This is a genomic window from Kitasatospora sp. NPDC058444 (assembly GCF_042721415.1).
Classification (GTDB): Bacteria; Actinomycetota; Actinomycetes; order Streptomycetales; family Streptomycetaceae; genus Kitasatospora.
Genome location: NZ_JBHXLL010000009.1, coordinates 24,033 through 40,876 on the forward strand (window position 1 = coordinate 24,033; position 16,844 = coordinate 40,876).

Consider the following 16,844-nt stretch of genomic DNA (forward strand, 5'->3'; position numbering starts at 1 on the left):
CCGGACGATCATGCTGCCGGCCTCCCTCGACGAGGCCGTCGACGCGCTGGCCGCCGCCCCGGCCGCGGTACCGGTGGCCGGAGCCACCGACCTGATGGAGGCCGTCAACGCCGGCCGGCTGCGACCCGCCGCCCTGGTCGGCCTCGGTCGGATCACCGAACTGCGCGGCTGGCGCTACGAGGACGGCGGCACCGCCGTGCTCGGCGCCGGACTCACCCACGCCCGGATGGACCGCCCCGACTTCGCCGCGCTCATCCCCGCGCTCGCCGACGCCGCCCGCACCGCCGGCCCGCCGCAGGTCCGCAACGTCGGCACCCTCGGCGGGAACATCGTCACCGCCGCCCCGGCCGGCGACACCCTCCCGGTGCTCACCGCGCTGGAGGCCAGCGTCACCCTGGCCCGGGCCGGGGGCACCCGCGAGGTGCCGGTCAGTCACCTGCTCACCGGGCTCGACCCGGTGCGCCCCGGCGAACTGCTCACCTGGGTGCGCGTCCCGCTGCTGCACGCCCCGCAGGTCTTCCTCAAGGCCACCGGCCGCAGCGGCCCGGCCCGCGCCACCGCCTCCGTCGCCCTCGTCCTCGACCCGGCCCGGCGCTCGGTGCGCTGCGCCGTCGGGGCCGTCGCCCCGGTGCCGCTGCGCCCGCTGGAGGCCGAGGCCTGGGTGGCCGGCTGCATCGACTGGGACGGCAGCCGGGAGATCGACCCGGCCGCGACCGCCGCCTTCGGCGAGTACGTGGCCGCCGCCTGCGTCCCCGACAACTACGGCGCCGAGGGCGCCTGGGAGGCCGTGACCGAGGGGCCGACGGCGGCCGCGGTTCGGTTGCGGCGTACCGTATCGGTGCTGGCCCGACGGGCACTGGGAAGGGCGCTGAAGTGACCACAGACCCCATCGAGACCCTGGACGCCGACCCGCTCGGCCTCTCCCCACAGGTCAGCCGCGAGCTGCGCCCGTGCGCCTCGTACACGCTGCGGGTCAACGGTTTCGAACGGCCCGTCACCGACGCCTGGATCGGCGAGAGCCTGCTCTACGTGCTGCGCGAGCGGCTCGGCCTGGCCGGCGCCAAGGACGGCTGCGAGCAGGGCGAGTGCGGGGCCTGCTCGGTGCAGGTGGACGGCCAGCTGGTGGCCGGCTGCCTGGTGCCCGCCGCGCTGGCCGCCGACAGCGAGATCAACACCGTCGAGGGCCTGTCCGCCGCCGGCGGCGCGAGCGACGTCCAGCAGGCGCTGGCCGCCTCCGGCGCCGTCCAGTGCGGCTACTGCACCCCCGGCATGGCGATGGCGGTGCACGACCTGCTCCAGCGCAACCACCGGCCCACCGAGGTGGAGGCCCGGCAGGCCCTGTGCGGCAACCTCTGCCGCTGCACCGGCTACCGGGGCGTGCTGGCCGCCGTCCAGACCGTCGCGGACGCCCGGGCGCTGGAGGCCGAGGAGGCGGAGGAGGCCGCCGCGCAGGCCGCCGGGCCCGCTCCCGAGGCGCCGACCCAGCCGGTCGCCGTGGCGACCGCCGGGCATCCGGCGGAGGTGCCGGTCGAACCCGGGCAGGCCGTCGAGCCGCCGGTCTACGCCGACGCCGAGGCCTGGATCGAGCACGTCCCGCAGCAGCCCGTCGAGGCCCACCCGGTCCCCGACCCGGTCGCCCACCCCGCGGAGCAGCACCCCGTCGGCCACCACCCCGCGGAGCAGCACCCGCAGCACCACCCGGGGCAGCACCCTCAGCACCACCCGGGGCAGCACGGCGTCGAGCCGGCCCCGGCCGGGTCGCCGTACGGCGACCCCCAGGGCGGCTACGACACCGGCGTGTACGACACCACCGTGCTGGCCCCGATCCGGGACACCATCCCCGCCCAGGCCGCCGACGACCAGGTCTACTACCCGCCGCAGGGCTACCCCGAGCAGCCGTACCAGGCCACCCCCGCGCACGGCACCTACCTGCCCTACCCGGACGGCCACCCGCAGCAGAACGGCTACGACACCGGGTACGACGCCCCGGTCTACGAGCCCACCCCCGCGCACGGAACGCCGCTGCCCGGCGCCGCCCACGACGGCACGCCGCCGCACGGCACCCCGTACGCCGACCCGCACCCGCACGGTGCCCCGGCCGAGGGCGGCGCCCCGGCCGGTGTCCCGTACGGCGCCACCCCCGCCCACGGCATCCGGCTCCCCGAGGACGACCACGCATCATGACGTCGCCTACCGACATCGGCGCAGCACTCCAGCAGGACGGCGGCGAGGGCGGCGCACCGGAGCCGATCGGCCTGGGCAGCTCCCCGCTGCGCGGTGACGCGCTGCCCAAGGCGCTCGGCATCTACCCGTACGCGGCCGACCTGTGGGCCGAGGGGCTGCTGTGGGGCGCGGTGCTGCGCTCGCCGCACCCGCACGCCCGGATCCGCGGCATCGACACCTCGGCCGCGCTGGCGCTGCCCGGCGTGCACGCCGTGGTCACCGCCGCCGACCTGCCGCCCGGCCCGGACGGCACCCCCGACGGCGCCCCGGCCGGGCCGATCGTCGCCGACCGGCCGGTGCTGGCCGCCGGCGTGGTGCGCCACCACGGCGAGCCGATCGCCGCGGTGGCCGCCGACCACCCGGACACCGCCCGGCTGGCGGTCGGCCTGATCGCGGTCGACTACGAGCCGCTGGAGGCCGTCACCGACCCGGAGCAGGCCTTCACCGCGCCGCCGCTGCACCCGGACGGCAACCTGTTCCGCCACCTGCCGCTGCGCACCGGGGACCCGGACGCGGTCGGCGAGATCGTCGTCGAGGGCCTCTACCAGGTCGGCCGGCAGGACCCGGCCCCGCTCGGCGCCGAGGCCGGGCTGGCCGTGCCCCGCCCGGACGGCGGCGTCGAGCTGCACCTGTCCTCCACCGACCCGCACGGCGACCGCGACCGCACCGCCGCCTGCCTGGGCCTGGAGCCGGACCGGGTCCGGCTGGTGGCCACCGGCGTGCCCGGCGCCACCACCGACCGCGAGGACATCTCGTTCCAGGTCACCCTGGCCCTGCTGGCGCTGCGCACCGGCCGCCCGGTGAAGATGACGCTCACCCGCGAGGAGTCCTTCCACACCCACACCTCGCGCCACCCCGCGCTCCTGCGCTACCGCCACCACGCCGACGCCGAGGGCACGCTGGTGAAGGTCGAGGCGCAGATCCTGCTGGACGGCGGCGCCTACGCGGACGTCTCCGCCGAGGCGCTGGCCGCCGCGACGGCCTTCTCGGCCGGTCCGTACGTCTGCCCGAACGTCTTCGTGGACGCCTGGGCGGTGCGCACCAACAACCCGCCGGCCGGCCGGATGCGCGGCGAGGGCGCCCTCCAGGCCTGCTTCGCGTACGAGTCGCAGCTGGACCAGCTGGCCGCCCGGATCGGCGTGGACCCGGTGGAGATCCGCCGCCGCAACGCGATGTCCACCGGCGACCCGCTGCCCACCGGACAGGCCGTCACCTGCCCGGCGCCGGTGCGGGCCCTGCTGGACGCGGTGGCGGCCGAGCCGCTGCCGGCCCTGCCGGTGGACGACCCGGACGCCGAGTGGCTGCTGCCGGGCGGGCCCGGCGGCGCCGGCGACCCGGCGGCGGTGCGGCGCGGCATCGGCTACGCCGTCGGCATGGTGCACATGCTGGGCGCCGAGGGCGAGGACGAGGTCTCCACCGCGACCGTGCGGGTCAGCGGCGACCACGCCACGGTGATCTGCGCGGCGGTCGACGCCGGGCAGGGCTTCGCGACGCTGGCCCGGCAGATCGTGCAGACCGTGCTGGGCGTCAGCGAGGTCTACATCGCCCCGGCCGACAGCGACCAGTCGATCGCCGGGCCGTCCGCCCGAGGCCGGCACACCTGGGTCTCCGGCGGTGCCGTGGAGCGGGCCGCGCTGATGGTCCGCCACCAGCTGCTGCAGCCGATCGCGGCGAACTTCGGGATGTCGGCGGAGCTGCTCCAGATCGCCGACGGCAAGATCACCTCGTACGACGGGGTGCTCGGCATGCCGGTCGCCGAGGCGCTGGAGGGCAAGGAGCTGTGGGCCACCGCGCAGTGCCGCCCGCACCCCACCGAGCCGCTGGACGAGGCCGGGCAGGGCGACGCCTTCGTCTCGATCTCGTTCTGCGCGATGCGCGCGGTGGTGGACGTGGACATCGAGCTGGGCGCGGTCCGGGTGGTCGAGATGACCGTCGCCCAGGACGTCGGCCGGGCGCTGAACCCGCGCCAGATCGAGGACCGGATCGAGGCGGGTGTGGCCCAGGGCGTGGGCCTGGCGCTGCTGGAGGACCTGCGGACGGAGGGCGGGGTGCTGCAGAACCCCTCGCTCACCGGCTACCGGCTGCCCACCGCGCTGGACACCCCGGAGGTGCGGATCGCCGCGCTGCTGGAGGAGCGCGACGTGGTGGCCCCGTTCGGCGCCAAGGCGGTCGGCGCGGTTCCCGCGGTGGTCGCCCCGGCGGCCGTTGCCGCGGCCGTGCGCGCGGCCACCGGCCTGCCGGTCGGGCGGCTGCCGATCCGGGCGGAGGACGCCGTCACCTCCTGACCGGGGCTCCCGGGAGAACCGGGGGCTCCCGGGAAGACGGGGGCTCCCGGGAAAAGGAAAAGCAGAAAGGAATTGCCGGCCGACTTCCGGAGTCGACCGGCAATTCCTTTTCCGGCGAGGCCATGGCGGGAATCGAACCCGCGTGCACCGCTTTGCAGACGGTTCCCTAAGCCACTCGGGCACACGGCCAGTGAATTCATGGTGGCCGATCCGGGGGAGAGGGGTCAATGCCCTTTTGTAAATTCTGTATGGCAGTGTGTGCTACGGTCGGAGGCAGGTGGCGTCATTTCCGCCACCCCGGACGAGCGCGTCGTACCCGGTGACGACAAGACGGCGCAGTTCAGCGGCAATCCGGCCGCTGCGGACTGCGGAGGTACCACCGTCATGGCCTGGCTCGTTCTGATCCTCTCGGGTCTCCTGGAGACCGTGTGGGCGGTCGCCCTGGAATCGTCCAAGGGCTTCACCCGGCTCGTTCCCAGCCTCGTCTTCGGCGTCGCACTGCTGTTCAGCATGGGCGGTCTGGCGTACGCGATGCGCACCATTCCGATCGGTACCGGCTACGCCGTCTGGGTCGGCATCGGCGCGGTCGGCACCGCGGTCTACGGCATGGCCGTCCTGGGGGACGCGGTGACCATGGCCCGGATCGGCTGCCTGCTGCTGATCGTCTCCGGCGTGGTGGGCCTCAAGGTGCTGCACTGACCCTCGCGGCGCGCGTCGCACGTGCCGTCCCGGGCTCGTCCTAGGTCCCGGGACCCAGGCGATCACCGACCCGGGTCAGGGGTCATCGCGGCTGACGGCTCTTACCATGTCACGTATGACCACTGCCTCCCCCACCTCGGTCGACCCCGTACCGATATCCCCCGACGACGACCCCGGCGGCGGGGTCATGGACGGCCGCTACCGCGCGCTGACGCTGGGGATCGTCTCGGTGGTCCTGGTGATCGCCTTCGAGGCGACGGCCGTCAACACCGCGATGCCGACCGCGGCCCGCCAACTGCACGGCGTCCCGCTGTACGCCTTCGCCTTCTCCGGCTACTTCACCAGCACCCTGTTCGCCCTGGTCGTCTCCGGCCAGTGGTGCGACCGGCGCGGCCCGCTGCGGCCGCTGTTCACCGGCATCGCGGTGTTCGGCGTCGGCCTGGTGGTCGCCGGGACGGCGCCCGGGATGTGGGTGTTCGTGGCCGGGCGGTCGATCCAGGGCCTGGGCGGCGGGCTGGTGATCGTCGCCCTGTACGTGGTGGTCGGCCGGGCCTATCCCGAGCGGCTGCGGCCGTCCGTGTTCGCGGCCTTCTCCTCGGCCTGGGTGCTGCCCTCGATCGTCGGCCCGCTGGTCGCCGGGGCCGTCACCCAGCACCTGGGCTGGCGCTGGGTGTTCCTGGCGGTGCCGGCGCTGATCCTGCTGCCGCTGGCCGTGATGGGCCCGGCGCTGGCCCGCTCCGAGCGCGAGCACCCGGTGGCCAAGGGCGGCGGGTTCGACCGCCGCCGCACCCGGCTGGCCGCGATGGCGGCGGTCGGCGCCGGCCTGGTGCAGTACGCCGGCCAGCGGCTCGACCCGATCGGGCTGATCCCCGGGGCGGCCGGGGCGGCGCTGCTGGTGCCGGCCGTCCTCGGGCTGCTGCCCGCCGGGACGCTGCGCGCGGTGCGCGGGCTGCCGGCGGTGATCCTGCTGCGCGGGGTGGCGGCGGGGGCGTTCTTCTCCGCCGAGGTGTTCATCCCGCTGATGATGACCAGCCGGCGCGGCCTCTCGCCGACGCTGGCCGGGCTCACCCTGACCAGCGGCGGCCTGACCTGGGCGCTCGGCTCGTGGCTCCAGGGCCGGCCGGCCGCCGAGCGCTTCCGGGTGCCGATGATCAGGTTCGGCTTCGTGCTGACCGCCCTGGCGATCGGGGGCGCCGCGCTGGTGCTCGTCCCGGCGGTGCCGGCCTGGGTGGCCGCGGTCGCCTGGGGCTTCGGCGGCCTCGGGATGGGGCTGTCCATCGCCTCCGTCAGCGTGCTGATGATGAAGCTCTCCAGGCCGGAGGACGCCGGCGCCAACTCGGCCGCGCTCCAGATGAGCGACGCGCTGGGCAACGTGCTGCTCACCGGCCTGGCCGGGGTGCTGTTCGCGGCGCTGGGCGGCGGCTCGGTGGCCGCCCTCCACGACTCGGCGGAGGGCGCCGGGGCGCCCGGCGCCTTCGCGGTGGTGTTCCTGACCAGCGTGGGGGTGTCGCTGCTGGGGGCGCTGCTCTCCGGGCGGGTCCGCGCCCGGGCCTGACGGTCAGCCGGCGGTGGCGCCGGCCGGGGCCGCGGCGGGGGCTGCGGCCCCCGCCGGGGCGCCGAGGAAGGCCTCCCAGCCGCCGGCCGGGGACTGCCCCGGGGCGAGGGTCTGGAGCTTGCGCAGCACCGCCGGGTCCTGGGCGTCCAGCCAGTCGACCAGCTGCCGGAAGGAGACCAGCCGGACGTCCGGCTTCTCCGCGATGGCCTTGAGGGCGTCCTCGACGGCGTTCATGTAGATGCCGCCGTTCCACTCCTCGAAGTGGTTGCCGATGACGTACGGCGCCCGGTTGCCGTTGTAGGCGCGGTCGAACCCCATCAGGTAGGCGTCGCGGGCCTGGGTCTGGAAGCCGGGGTGGAGCGCAGGGTCGGCCTTGGTGTTGGGGCCGCACTGGTTGTACATGATGTTGTAGTCCATCGAGAGCACCTGGAAGGTGTGCCCGGGGAACGGGATGGACTGCAGCGGGAGGTCCCACAGCGCGCCGCCCTGGATCTTCTGCGGCCACACCTGGGTGCCGTTGCCGCTGCTGTCGTAGCGCCAGCCGCGCTTGACCGCGGTGGGCAGCAGGTTGCGCTGGCCCTCCAGGCAGGGGGTGCGGCTGCCGATCAGCTCCTTGCGGTAGTCGAAGGGCAGCGCGGGCAGGTCGGTGAAGCCGGTGTTGGTGCGCCAGTTCGTCACGAAGTCCATCGCCTGCTGGATCTCGCTGTCCCACTCCTCCGGGGACCACCGGCCGACGCCCGTGGAGCCGCAGAAGTGGCCGTTGAAGTGGGTCCCGATCTCGTGGCCCTCCAGCCAGGCCGCGTGCACGTTCTCCAGGGTGTCGCGGATGTGCTGGTCGCTCAGGTAGCCGATGTCGGAGGCGCCGGCCTTGTGCTGCGGCGGGCGGTAGAGGTCCTTCTTCGACTCCGGCAGCAGGTAGAGGCCGCTGAGGAAGAAGGTCATCTTCGCGTCGTGCTCCTGGGCCAGCCGGCGGAAGCGGGCGAACAGGCCGTTGTCGAGCTCGCCGGCGCCGTCCCAGGAGAAGACCACGAACTGCGGCGGGCGCTGCCCGGGCCGCAGCTGCTCGGGGACGGGCTGGTGCGGCTGGGCACCGGTGTCCGAGGTGGAGCCGTCGCCGATCAGGACGGCCTGCGGCCGGGGGGCCGGGGCCGGGGCCGGGGTGGGGGTGGTGCCCTGCTCGTCGGCCGCGGCGGTGGCCGGGACGGCGCCGCCGGTCGCCCGCTCCCCGCCGGTGGCGTGGTTGCTGCCGCAGCCGGCCGCCAGGGTGGCGGCGGTGGCGGCGCCGGCCGTCAGCAGGGTGCGGCGTGAGAGGGCTTCCATGGTCACTCCGTTCGTGAGGCGGTGGGCGGCGTGCGGGAGTGCGGAGTCCGGTCGGACGCGTGGGCGGGGGAACCCGTAACCGGGTCAGCATGGCACGAGGGCGGGGCCGGTCGGGGCGGCGCAGCGCGCGGTCGTGAGTGATCGCCCGAACGCCGCAACCGATCGGGGCCGTGGAACCGTCGGTAGGTCGTGTCGGGCGTGTTCCCGCAGCGAGCGGATGCGGGAGGCGGCCGTCGCGCTCTGCGACCGGGCGCCCACGCGGCGCACGAAAAAGGCCGTCTGCCCTGCCGATCGGCGGGTGCCGATACGACCGTCGTATGGACGTGCCTTACAGTCCGTTCCGGTTGAATTGTTCCCAGGAAACTCCCAGGAAGCGGGATTCCGTCGGCAGAGGGGAGCGCCCGTGGGCGTCCAGCAGAGCAGGGGTCCGTGGCCGGGCACCCTGGCGGCGGGAGCCGCGCTGGTGCTCGGTGCCTGGCTGCTGCACGACGGGGGCTCGTCGCTGCCGCCGGTGCCGGGGGCCGGCCAGGCCCGGATCGGGATCGCGCCGGTCTCGATCGTTCCGCCGCTGGGCCCGTCCGCACCGACCCGGATCCGCATCCCGGCGGTGCGGCTGGACGCCCCGGTCACCCCGCTCGGGCTGGACGCCGAGGGCCACCTCCAGACCCCGCCCGAGTCGGACCGCAACCTGGCGGGCTGGTTCCGCGGCGGGGCCAGCCCCGGTCAGCGCGGCACCGCGATCCTCGCGGGGCACGTCGACAACAAGTCCGGACCCGCGGTCTTCTATCATCTGGGCGCGCTCCGTCGGGGGGATCGGATCGAGATCGTCCGGGCGGACGGCGCCACCGCCGTCTACCAGCTCTACTCCATCGAAGTGCACGACCGAAAGGACTTCCCGGACGACCGGGTCTATCGTCAGGCCGCTGACGCGCAGCTGCGGGTGATCACCTGTGGCGGTTCGTACAGCGAGGAACACGGCTACGACGGCAACGTCGTCGCCTACGGTTTCCTGGCCGACACCACCCTGCCGGGCAAAGCCGCATGACCACGCAGATCCTTGCCACCCGCTGGAACCCGATCGACTGGCCGCTCACCGAGGGCCTGATCCCGCACGCCGTGCTGGCGGCCGGCTGGGCGGCGCTGTTCGCGCTCGCCATCGGCCGCGACCGCCGATGGTGGCGGGTACGCCTGCCCGCCGCGCTGTTCACCGCCGCCGCGCTCAGCTGGCTGCTGGACGTCGTGGTCGACGGCTGGTGGCACCCCTTCCCCGAAGGCACCCCCCGGTACGTCACCGAGTGGATAGCCGTCGCCCTGCTCGGGCTCTGTCTCGCCGGCTACCGGATGAGCCGGCTCACCTGGAGGCGGCGCGGGATCGCGCTGGGCCTGAGCGGCCTGGTGCTGCTGATGGCCTCCTCCGAGGTCAACATCGGCTTCGGCCAGTTCCCGAGCGGGCGCGTGATGCTGGCGCCGTGGCTGACCAAGACCGACGGGCTGACCGCCACCAAGGCGGGCCAGGTCGTGAGCGCCCCGCCCGGCAACTCGCTGGAGGACCTCTGGAAGCCCCCGGCTGACCTGCCCCAGAAGGGCACCGTCTCGGTGGTGCCGATCCCCGGCACCAAGTCGGGCTTCAAGGCCCGCGACGCGTACGTCTACCTCCCGCCCGCCTACCAGGCCACCCCGCGGCCGCTGCTGCCGGTGGTCGTGATGATCACCGGTCAGCCCGGCATCCCGGGGGACTGGGTGCTCTCCGCGCAGATCAACGAGGCGCTGGACGCCTTCGCCGCGAACCACGGCGGCCTCGCGCCGATCGTGGTGATGCCCGATCAGCTCGGCTCGACCTGGAACAACACGCTCTGCTTCGACTCCAAGATCGCCAACGCCCAGACGTACCTGGCGGTGGACGTGCCGGACTGGGTCCACCAGAACCTCCAGGCCGCGACCGGCCGCACCGCCTGGGCGATCGGGGGCGCCTCCATGGGCGGCACCTGCGCGCTCCAGCTCGGCGTCAACGCGCCCGACGTGTACGGCACCGTCCTCGACATGTCCGGGCAGGAGGAACCGACCCTGGGCAGCCGGGAGCAGACCGTCAAGGCCGCGTTCGGTGGTGACGAGAAGAAGTTCGAGGCGGTCGATCCGCTCCATGTGATGGCCCGCAAGAAGTTCCCGGACACCAACGTCGCGTTGGTCGTCGGCGAGACCGACGAGGAGTTCAGACCGCAGATGCAGAAGGTCTACCAGGCCGCGCAGGCGGCCGGAATGAAGGCCAAGTTCGACCTGATGCCGGGCGGCCACGGCTGGGTCGTCTTCCGCCCCGGCATCGCCGAGCAGCTCCCGTGGCTCGCCCAGCAGACCGGGCTGACCCGGTGACCGGGGCGGGGACCGTGCTGGCCACCGTCGGCGAACAGCGCGGACCCGGGCCGGACGCCGAGCGCACGGCCGACCGGGGCACCGACCGGGCCCCGGTCACCCGCACGGCCGAGCCGCGCCCGCAGCGGGTCCGGCGGGCCGCCAGGGCGCTCGGCTCCCGGCTGCGCTCGGCGCCGCTGACGCTGACCCTGCTGGCCGGGCTCTGGCTGCTCGGCGCGGCCACCGGCAGCCTGGGCCACGGCCCGTCCGACCGGCTGCTGGACCGGGCCGGGATCGGCCTGTCCACGCTGGCCGAGGGTCACTGGTGGACGCCGGTCACCTCGATGTTCTGGTGCTCGGGCAGCGGCTCGTACGTGTTCACCAGCCTGCTGCTGCTCCTGGTCGGCCCGGCCGCCGAGCACCGGCTCGGGCGGCCGCGCACCCTCGCGGTGCTGGTCGGCGGGCAGGTCGTCGGCACCCTGCTGGGCACCGCGCTGGTCGCGGGCGGCTCCGCGGCGGGGGAGCAGTGGACCGTCTCGGTGGCCGACCAGATCTCGGTCGGCCCCGGCGTCGGCGTGTTCGCGCTGGCCGGGGTGCTCGGGTACCGCCTCACCGTGCTCTGGCGCCGCCGGCTGCACCTGCTGGTGCTGCTCGTTCCGCTGGTGATGACGCTGTACGTGGGCCACCTGCAGAGCGTCCAGCGGTGCGCCGCCGCGCTGGCCGGGCTCGGCCTTGGCGCGCTGGTCAGCCGGGGCCGCCCGCACCTGCGCTCCCACCGCTCCTCGCACTCCGAGACCCGGGTGCTGGTCGCGCTCTGCCTGGTCGCCGCCGCCTTCGGGCCGCTGCTGGCCTCGCTGTACGACAACGCCAGCGGGCCGTTCAACACCTTCTCCGAGCTGTACTTCTCGCACCGGCTCAGCCCGGACGAGGTCGCCGACTTCTGCGCGCTGTCGGCGCACGACTGCGCCCGCGCGCACGCCGTCGTGCGGATCTTCGACACTCCGGGCCGGATGATGGCCGCGCTCTTCCCGGCACTGCTGCTGGTGCTCGCCGAGGGGCTGCGCCGGGGGCTGCGGCTCGCCTGGCTGGTCACCGTGGCCACCGAGCTGCTCTGGGCGGCGCTGCTGTGCTGGCTGTACCTGGACGCCGGGCCGGTGAGCCGGGACGTGGTGCAGTACTTCGTCGAGGCGCTGCTGCTGCCGCTGCTGACCACCGTCCTGCTGGTGGTCACCCGCAAGCGCTTCCCGCTGCGGCTGTCCGGCCGCTCGGTGCGTCGGCTGGCCCTGGTGCTCGGCGGCGCGGCGTTCGCCTCCGCGGCCACCTACGTGGGGGTCGGGCGGCTGGCGGCCGGGGAGTTCGAGCCGGGGGCGACCGCCCGCCGGCTGGTGGCCGGGCTGCCGGCCCAGTTCCTGCCGCCCGCGTACAACGACCTGCTGCCGGACTACCCGATCGCGGTCGGGCCGGTGGCGCGCTTCCTGGAGACGTACTGCGGGCTGGCGTTCTGGGCCGTCGCGCTGGCCGTGCTGCTGTCCGTCTTCCGCCGCCCGGTGCTGCACACCGACACGGCGGCGGCCGCCCGGGCGCGGGCACTGCTGACCGAGCACGGCGGCGGGACGCTCTCGTTCATCGCCACCTGGGACGGCAACCACTACTGGTTCGACGAGGAGGGCCGGGCGGCCGTCGCCTACCGGGTGGTGGGCACCGTCGCGCTGACCACCGGCGACCCGTTCGGCGCGCCGGAGGACCGGGCCCGGGCGGTGGCCGGCTTCGCCCGGTACTGCGACGCGCGCGGCTGGACGCCGTGCTTCTACAGCGTCTGCGGCGAGACCAGGGCCGCCGCCGCGCAGCTCGGTTGGCGTTCGGTGCAGGTCGCCGAGGACACCGTGGTGCCGCTGCCCGAGCTGGCCTTCACCGGCCGCAAGTGGCAGGACATCCGCACCGCCCTCAACAAGGCCGGCAAGCAGGGCATCTCCGCGGAGTGGTGGGCGTACCACGAGGCGCCGCTCGCCCTGCGGGAGCAGATCCGGGCGATCTCCGAGGAGTGGGTCTCCGAGAAGGGCCTGCCGGAGATGGGCTTCACGCTCGGCGGGCTGGAGGAGCTGGACGACCCGGACGTGCGGGTGCTGATCGCGGTGGACGAGCAGCGGGTGGTGCACGGGCTGACCAGCTGGATGCCGGTGTACGAGGACGGCGTGCCGGTCGGCTGGACGCTGGACTTCATGCGCCGGCGCTCGGACGGCTTCCGCGGCGTCAGCGAGTTCCTGATCGCCTCGGCCGCGCTCGGCTTCAAGGAGGAGGGCGCCCGCTTCCTGTCGCTGTCGGGCGCGCCGCTGGCCCGCACCGGGCAGGACGAGGAGCCCACCGGGCTGCAGCGGATGCTGGACTGGATGGGCAAGGTGCTGGAGCCGGTGTACGGCTTCCGCTCGCTGCTGGCGTTCAAGGCGAAGTTCCAGCCGGAGTACCGGCCGATGTACATGGCGTACCCCGACCCGGCCGCGCTGCCCGGCATCACCAGGGCGATCGGCAAGGCGTACCTGCCGCACCTGACGGCGGCCCAGGGCGTCCGGCTGATGCGCAAGCTCTCGGGCTGATCCGCCCGGGAGGCGGGTGGGCGGCCGTACGGGCTTCCCGGGCCCCGGACCCGGGTCGCCGCCGACGGCTCACCGGCGAGCGGGCGACTCACCGGCCGGAGGCCGGCGGGCGCGTCACGGCCCGGAAGCGCGGGGGCGCTCCCGGCCGCCGCCGCCCGTCAGCCGAGCAGCTGGGCGAGCGCGCGGTCGGCGTCCAGGTGCAGGTGCTCCTCGCCCTCGGGGACGAGCAGCCGGCTGCGCCACAGGAAGCGGCGCAGGTCGGCGGTGTCGAACTGGAGCAGGGCGATGCCCTCGGGGGCCCGCAGCTCGACCATGGTGCGCCGGCCGACCGCGGGCCGGACGTGGACGTCGCCGACACCGGCCGGCAGCTCGATGCCGGCCGAGAGCAGCTGGCGCGCGAAGATCCAGACGATGTCCTCGGAGTCCCGGCGTTCGGCGGGGTCGTCCAGCGAGAACTCGGCCGGGAAGGCCATCCGGACGGCCAGCGGGTCCTCCGGCCGGTAGGAGAGCACCACCCGCAGCCGGACCGAGCGGTGGGTGGAGAGGATCAGGCGGGCCTGGACGGTCTCTTCGACGGTGCGCACGGGTGGTCCCTTCGGTTCGGTGCGAGGCCGCGCGGCGGCAGGTGGGGGTTGGTGCGGCCTCACCCTGGTGAGAGTCCCGGGACCGGTGGTGATTACCGGGTTTCACGGGACATCCCGTGTGATCCGGGTCACAGCGATTTCCGGCCGCGCGGGCCCGGCGCGGAGCCCCGCCTGGAGGCCCGAACGACGCCGGAACCGGTACGCTGGGCGGGTTGTCCGATCGCCGCCCGACCGCGGGGCGAGGCCGCGAAACCGCCTCTGACCTGCGATGATCCCCCCTCGGAGACCGTGAGTACTGCCGCCGCCTCCTCGTTGCCGCTCTTCTCCGACGCCCCGGAGCCGCAGGCGCCCGTCCGATCCGTCGGCCACGCCGCGCCCGCCGGTTCGCACCACCTCTCCCCGGCCTTCCCCGGCCGTGCCCCCTGGGGCACCGCGGGCAAGCTGCGGGCCTGGCAGCAGGGTGCCCTGGACAAGTACATCGAGACGCAGCCGCGCGACTTCCTCGCGGTCGCCACCCCGGGCGCGGGGAAGACCACCTTCGCCCTCACCCTCGCCTCGTACCTGCTGCACAACCACCTGGTGCAGCAGGTGACCGTCGTCGCGCCGACCGAGCACCTGAAGAAGCAGTGGGCCGAGGCCGCGGCACGGATAGGCATCCGACTGGACCCGGGGTACTCCTCCGGGCCGCTGTCCCGGGACTACCACGGCATCGTGGTCACCTACGCGGGCGTCGGGGTCAACCCGATGCTGCACCGCAACCGGACCGAGGCCCGCAAGACCCTCGTGATCATGGACGAGATCCACCACGCCGGTGACTCCAAGTCCTGGGGCGAGGCCTGCTTCGAGGCCTTCGAACCGGCCACCCGCCGACTGGCGCTGACCGGTACGCCGTTCCGCTCGGACACCAACCCGATCCCGTTCGTGGCGTACGAGGCCGGCGGCGACGGCATCCGCAAGTCCGTCGCCGACTACACCTACGGCTACGGGCACGCGCTGGCCGACCACGTCGTCCGCCCGGTGATCTTCCTCAGCTACAGCGGCAACATGCGCTGGCGCACCAAGTCCGGCGACGAGCTGGAGGCCCGGCTCGGCGAGCCGATGACCAAGGACCTGATCGCCCAGGCCTGGCGCACCGCGCTGTCCCCGCAGGGAGAGTGGATCCCGGCCGTGCTCCAGGCCGCCGACCGGCGCCTCACCGAGGTCCGCAAGGCGATCCCGGACGCCGGCGGGCTGGTCATCGCCACCGACCAGAACGTGGCCCGGGCGTACGCCAAGATGCTGCGCGAGATCAGCGGCGAGAAGGTCACCCTGGTGCTCTCGGACGAGACCGAGGCGTCCAAGCGGATCTCCGACTACGCGGAGGGGACCTCGCGCTGGATGGTCGCCGTCCGCATGGTGTCCGAGGGCGTCGACGTGCCCCGGCTCTGCGTCGGGGTGTACGCGACCTCGATCTCCACCCCGCTGTTCTTCGCCCAGGCCGTCGGCCGCTTCGTGCGCGCCCGCAAGCGCGGCGAGACCGCCTCCGTCTTCCTGCCGACCATCCCGCTGCTGCTGGGCTTCGCCAACGAGATGGAGCTCCAGCGCGACCACGTGCTGGACCGGCCGAAGAAGGAGGGCGAGGGCCTCTTCGACGAGGAGGACCGGCTGCTCGCCGAGGCCGAGCGGGCCAACGACGGGCCGGACGGCGCGGGCGGCGAGGAGTTCTCCTACGAGGCGCTGGGCTCCGACGCGGTCTTCGACCGGGTGCTGTACAACGCCATGGAGTTCGGCATGCAGGCCCACCCGGGGAGCGAGGAGGAGGAGGACTACCTCGGCATCCCGGGCCTGCTGGAGCCGGACCAGGTGCAGATGCTGCTCCAGAAGCGCCAGCACCGGCAGATCCAGCGCAGCAGGACCAAGCCCGCCGAGGAGGCCGACCTGCTGGAGCTGCCGGCAGAGCAGCGGCCGGTGGTCACCCACCAGGAACTGCGGGAGCTGCGCAAGGAGCTGAACGCGCTGGTGGCCGCCTGGCACCACCGCACCAGCCAGCCGCACGGCACCATCCACAACGAGCTGCGCCGCCAGTGCGGCGGGCCGCTCACCGCGCAGGCCACCGCCAACCAGCTCAACGCGCGGATCGCGAAGATCCGGGAGTGGGCCAAGTAACCGGACGGTCGGCGGGCTCCGTACGGCCCGTCCGCTCCGGCCCGTCCGCGCGCCGGGCGCGGGCGCGTCCGGACGTCGGACCGGCGGTGCCAGCGGACGTCGGACCCGGGGGCGCGTCCGGACATCGGACCGGGGGCGCGTCCGGACCCCGACACACCCGGCGAATCGCGGGGATTTGTCCGTAATCCGGAGCGGTGTTGAAGTCGATCACGCCCGAATTTTGGACAACCACTTCCGCCGCGTCATTTCCTTCACTACCTTTCCCCCACGCTCTTCCGCCGGGCAACCCCCGCGGGACGGCGTCGCGGGGCCGTGCGCGTCAGGGACGACGCCGTGCGGTCCGAGCGCGGCCACCCCCACCTGCGCGCGACACCGACCTGGGAACGGCGCCGCCCGCCCCGCGAGCGCCGCGGAAAGGATTGCCCGTCGTGACTGCCGAGACCTCCCAGACCCTGGACCGCGGCGTCCGGGTCCTCAAGCTCCTCGCCGACTCCGAGCGAGGGCTCACCGTCACCGAGCTGGCGGCCCGGCTGGCCGTCAACCGGACGGTGGTCTACCGGCTGCTGGCCACCCTGGAACAGCACGGCCTGGTCCGCCGGGACATCGGCGGGCGCGCCCGGGTGGGCCTCGGCGTGCTGCGCCTCGCGCACCGGGTGCACCCGCTGCTGCGCGAGGCCGCGCTGCCGGCCCTGCGCAGCCTCGCCGAGGACCTCGGCGCCACCGCCCACCTGACCCTGGTGGACGGCAACGAGGCACTGGCCGTCGCCGTGGTCGAGCCCAGCTGGACCGACTTCCACGTCGCCTACCGGACCGGTCTGCGCCATCCGCTCACCGAGAGCGCGGCCGGCCGGGCGATCCTGGAGGCGCGCACCTTCCCCAGCCAGCGCAGGCCCGAGCAGGGCTTCGTCATCACCCGTGCGGAGGAGCAGTCCGGCGCGAGCGGGGCGGCCGCCGCGCTGGTCGGACTGAGCGGCATCGAGGGCAGCGTCGGCGTGGTGATGCTGAACGGCATGGTGCCCGAGCGGGTCGGCCCCCGGGTGGTGGAGGCGGCCACCGAGGTGGCCGACGCCCTGAGGTAGCGCCCGCACACGGTGTC

12 protein-coding genes, 1 tRNA gene and 1 riboswitch are annotated in these 16,844 nt (G+C 74.4%); of the genes, 10 read left to right on the forward strand and 3 right to left on the reverse strand.

The annotated features are described in order from the left end of the window. The first annotated feature begins 10 nt into the window (after positions 1-10). Genes ACFWP2_RS12760 through ACFWP2_RS12770 form a run of 3 tightly spaced genes read left to right on the forward strand, consistent with a single transcriptional unit; the run spans position 11 to position 4,508 of the window. Entirely contained in the window at positions 11-877 is an 867-nt protein-coding gene (locus ACFWP2_RS12760) for an FAD binding domain-containing protein (protein ID WP_355265826.1), read from the forward strand. Continuing rightward, the gene (locus tag ACFWP2_RS12765; protein WP_380450396.1) at positions 874-2,184 is read left to right on the forward strand and encodes a 2Fe-2S iron-sulfur cluster-binding protein; all 1,311 of its coding nucleotides are present in this window, start codon (positions 874-876) and stop codon (positions 2,182-2,184) included. Before ACFWP2_RS12760 ends, ACFWP2_RS12765 begins: the two co-directional genes overlap by 4 nt. Continuing rightward, positions 2,181-4,508, forward strand: a complete 2,328-nt coding sequence (locus ACFWP2_RS12770; RefSeq protein ID WP_380450397.1) for a xanthine dehydrogenase family protein molybdopterin-binding subunit — start codon at positions 2,181-2,183, stop codon at positions 4,506-4,508. Before ACFWP2_RS12765 ends, ACFWP2_RS12770 begins: the two co-directional genes overlap by 4 nt. 117 nt (positions 4,509-4,625) lie before the next feature. Here ACFWP2_RS12770 and ACFWP2_RS12775 read toward each other — a convergent pair. Continuing rightward, positions 4,626-4,697 (reverse strand) — tRNA-Cys (locus tag ACFWP2_RS12775). A gap of 84 nt (positions 4,698-4,781) precedes the next feature. After that, positions 4,782-4,848, forward strand: a riboswitch (guanidine-III (ykkC-III) riboswitch). Positions 4,849-4,892: 44 nt separating this feature from the next. Between ACFWP2_RS12775 and ACFWP2_RS12780 the strand changes: the two genes are divergently transcribed. Both ACFWP2_RS12780 and ACFWP2_RS12785 read left to right on the forward strand, forming a co-directional pair. Continuing rightward, positions 4,893-5,207: a DMT family transporter gene (locus tag ACFWP2_RS12780; protein ID WP_380450398.1), complete on the forward strand. Its 315-nt coding sequence runs from the start codon at positions 4,893-4,895 to the stop codon at positions 5,205-5,207. 115 nt (positions 5,208-5,322) lie between these two features. Then, the gene (locus ACFWP2_RS12785) at positions 5,323-6,762 is read left to right on the forward strand and encodes an MFS transporter (RefSeq protein WP_380450399.1); all 1,440 of its coding nucleotides are present in this window, start codon (positions 5,323-5,325) and stop codon (positions 6,760-6,762) included. 3 nt (positions 6,763-6,765) lie between these two features. Here ACFWP2_RS12785 and ACFWP2_RS12790 read toward each other — a convergent pair whose 3' ends face one another. Continuing rightward, positions 6,766-8,082 carry a hypothetical protein gene (locus tag ACFWP2_RS12790; protein ID WP_380450400.1) on the reverse strand — a complete coding sequence of 439 codons (1,317 nt, stop codon included), beginning with the start codon at positions 8,080-8,082 and terminating at the stop codon, positions 6,766-6,768. Between the two features lie 403 nt (positions 8,083-8,485). On the opposite strand from ACFWP2_RS12790, the gene ACFWP2_RS12795 reads away from it, so the two are divergent. Genes ACFWP2_RS12795 through ACFWP2_RS12805 form a run of 3 tightly spaced genes read left to right on the forward strand, consistent with a single transcriptional unit; the run spans position 8,486 to position 13,019 of the window. Further along, positions 8,486-9,127 carry a class F sortase gene (locus tag ACFWP2_RS12795; protein WP_380450401.1) on the forward strand — a complete coding sequence of 214 codons (642 nt, stop codon included), beginning with the start codon at positions 8,486-8,488 and terminating at the stop codon, positions 9,125-9,127. After that, entirely contained in the window at positions 9,124-10,449 is a 1,326-nt protein-coding gene (locus tag ACFWP2_RS12800; protein ID WP_380450402.1) for an alpha/beta hydrolase, read from the forward strand. The genes ACFWP2_RS12795 and ACFWP2_RS12800 overlap by 4 nt, the downstream gene beginning before the upstream one ends. Continuing rightward, on the forward strand, positions 10,416-13,019 hold the full coding sequence (locus tag ACFWP2_RS12805; RefSeq protein ID WP_380450403.1) for a rhomboid family intramembrane serine protease: 2,604 nt from the start codon (positions 10,416-10,418) through the stop codon (positions 13,017-13,019). The genes ACFWP2_RS12800 and ACFWP2_RS12805 overlap by 34 nt, the downstream gene beginning before the upstream one ends. A 158-nt stretch (positions 13,020-13,177) precedes the next feature. Here the strand turns inward: ACFWP2_RS12805 and ACFWP2_RS12810 are convergent, their stop codons facing one another. Continuing rightward, positions 13,178-13,603 carry an SsgA family sporulation/cell division regulator gene (locus ACFWP2_RS12810; protein WP_380450404.1) on the reverse strand — a complete coding sequence of 142 codons (426 nt, stop codon included), beginning with the start codon at positions 13,601-13,603 and terminating at the stop codon, positions 13,178-13,180. A 312-nt stretch (positions 13,604-13,915) separates the two neighbouring features. On the opposite strand from ACFWP2_RS12810, the gene ACFWP2_RS12815 reads away from it, so the two are divergent. Continuing rightward, entirely contained in the window at positions 13,916-15,748 is a 1,833-nt protein-coding gene (locus tag ACFWP2_RS12815) for a DEAD/DEAH box helicase (protein ID WP_380450555.1), read from the forward strand. Positions 15,749-16,176: 428 nt separating this feature from the next. After that, positions 16,177-16,827 (forward strand): IclR family transcriptional regulator, encoded by a 651-nt coding sequence (locus tag ACFWP2_RS12820; protein WP_049654777.1) that lies wholly within the window; start codon positions 16,177-16,179, stop codon positions 16,825-16,827. The last annotated feature ends 17 nt before the right edge of the window (positions 16,828-16,844 follow it).

Coding starts and splice junctions, on each gene's coding strand:
- ACFWP2_RS12760 (WP_355265826.1), top strand. CDS start 11: ATGCTGCCGGCCTCCCTCGACGAGGCCGTCGACGCGCTGGCCGCCGCC.
- ACFWP2_RS12770 (WP_380450397.1), top strand. CDS start 2,181: ATGACGTCGCCTACCGACATCGGCGCAGCACTCCAGCAGGACGGCGGC.
- ACFWP2_RS12780 (WP_380450398.1), top strand. CDS start 4,893: ATGGCCTGGCTCGTTCTGATCCTCTCGGGTCTCCTGGAGACCGTGTGG.
- ACFWP2_RS12785 (WP_380450399.1), top strand. CDS start 5,323: ATGACCACTGCCTCCCCCACCTCGGTCGACCCCGTACCGATATCCCCC.
- ACFWP2_RS12790 (WP_380450400.1), bottom strand. CDS start 8,082: ATGGAAGCCCTCTCACGCCGCACCCTGCTGACGGCCGGCGCCGCCACC.
- ACFWP2_RS12800 (WP_380450402.1), top strand. CDS start 9,124: ATGACCACGCAGATCCTTGCCACCCGCTGGAACCCGATCGACTGGCCG.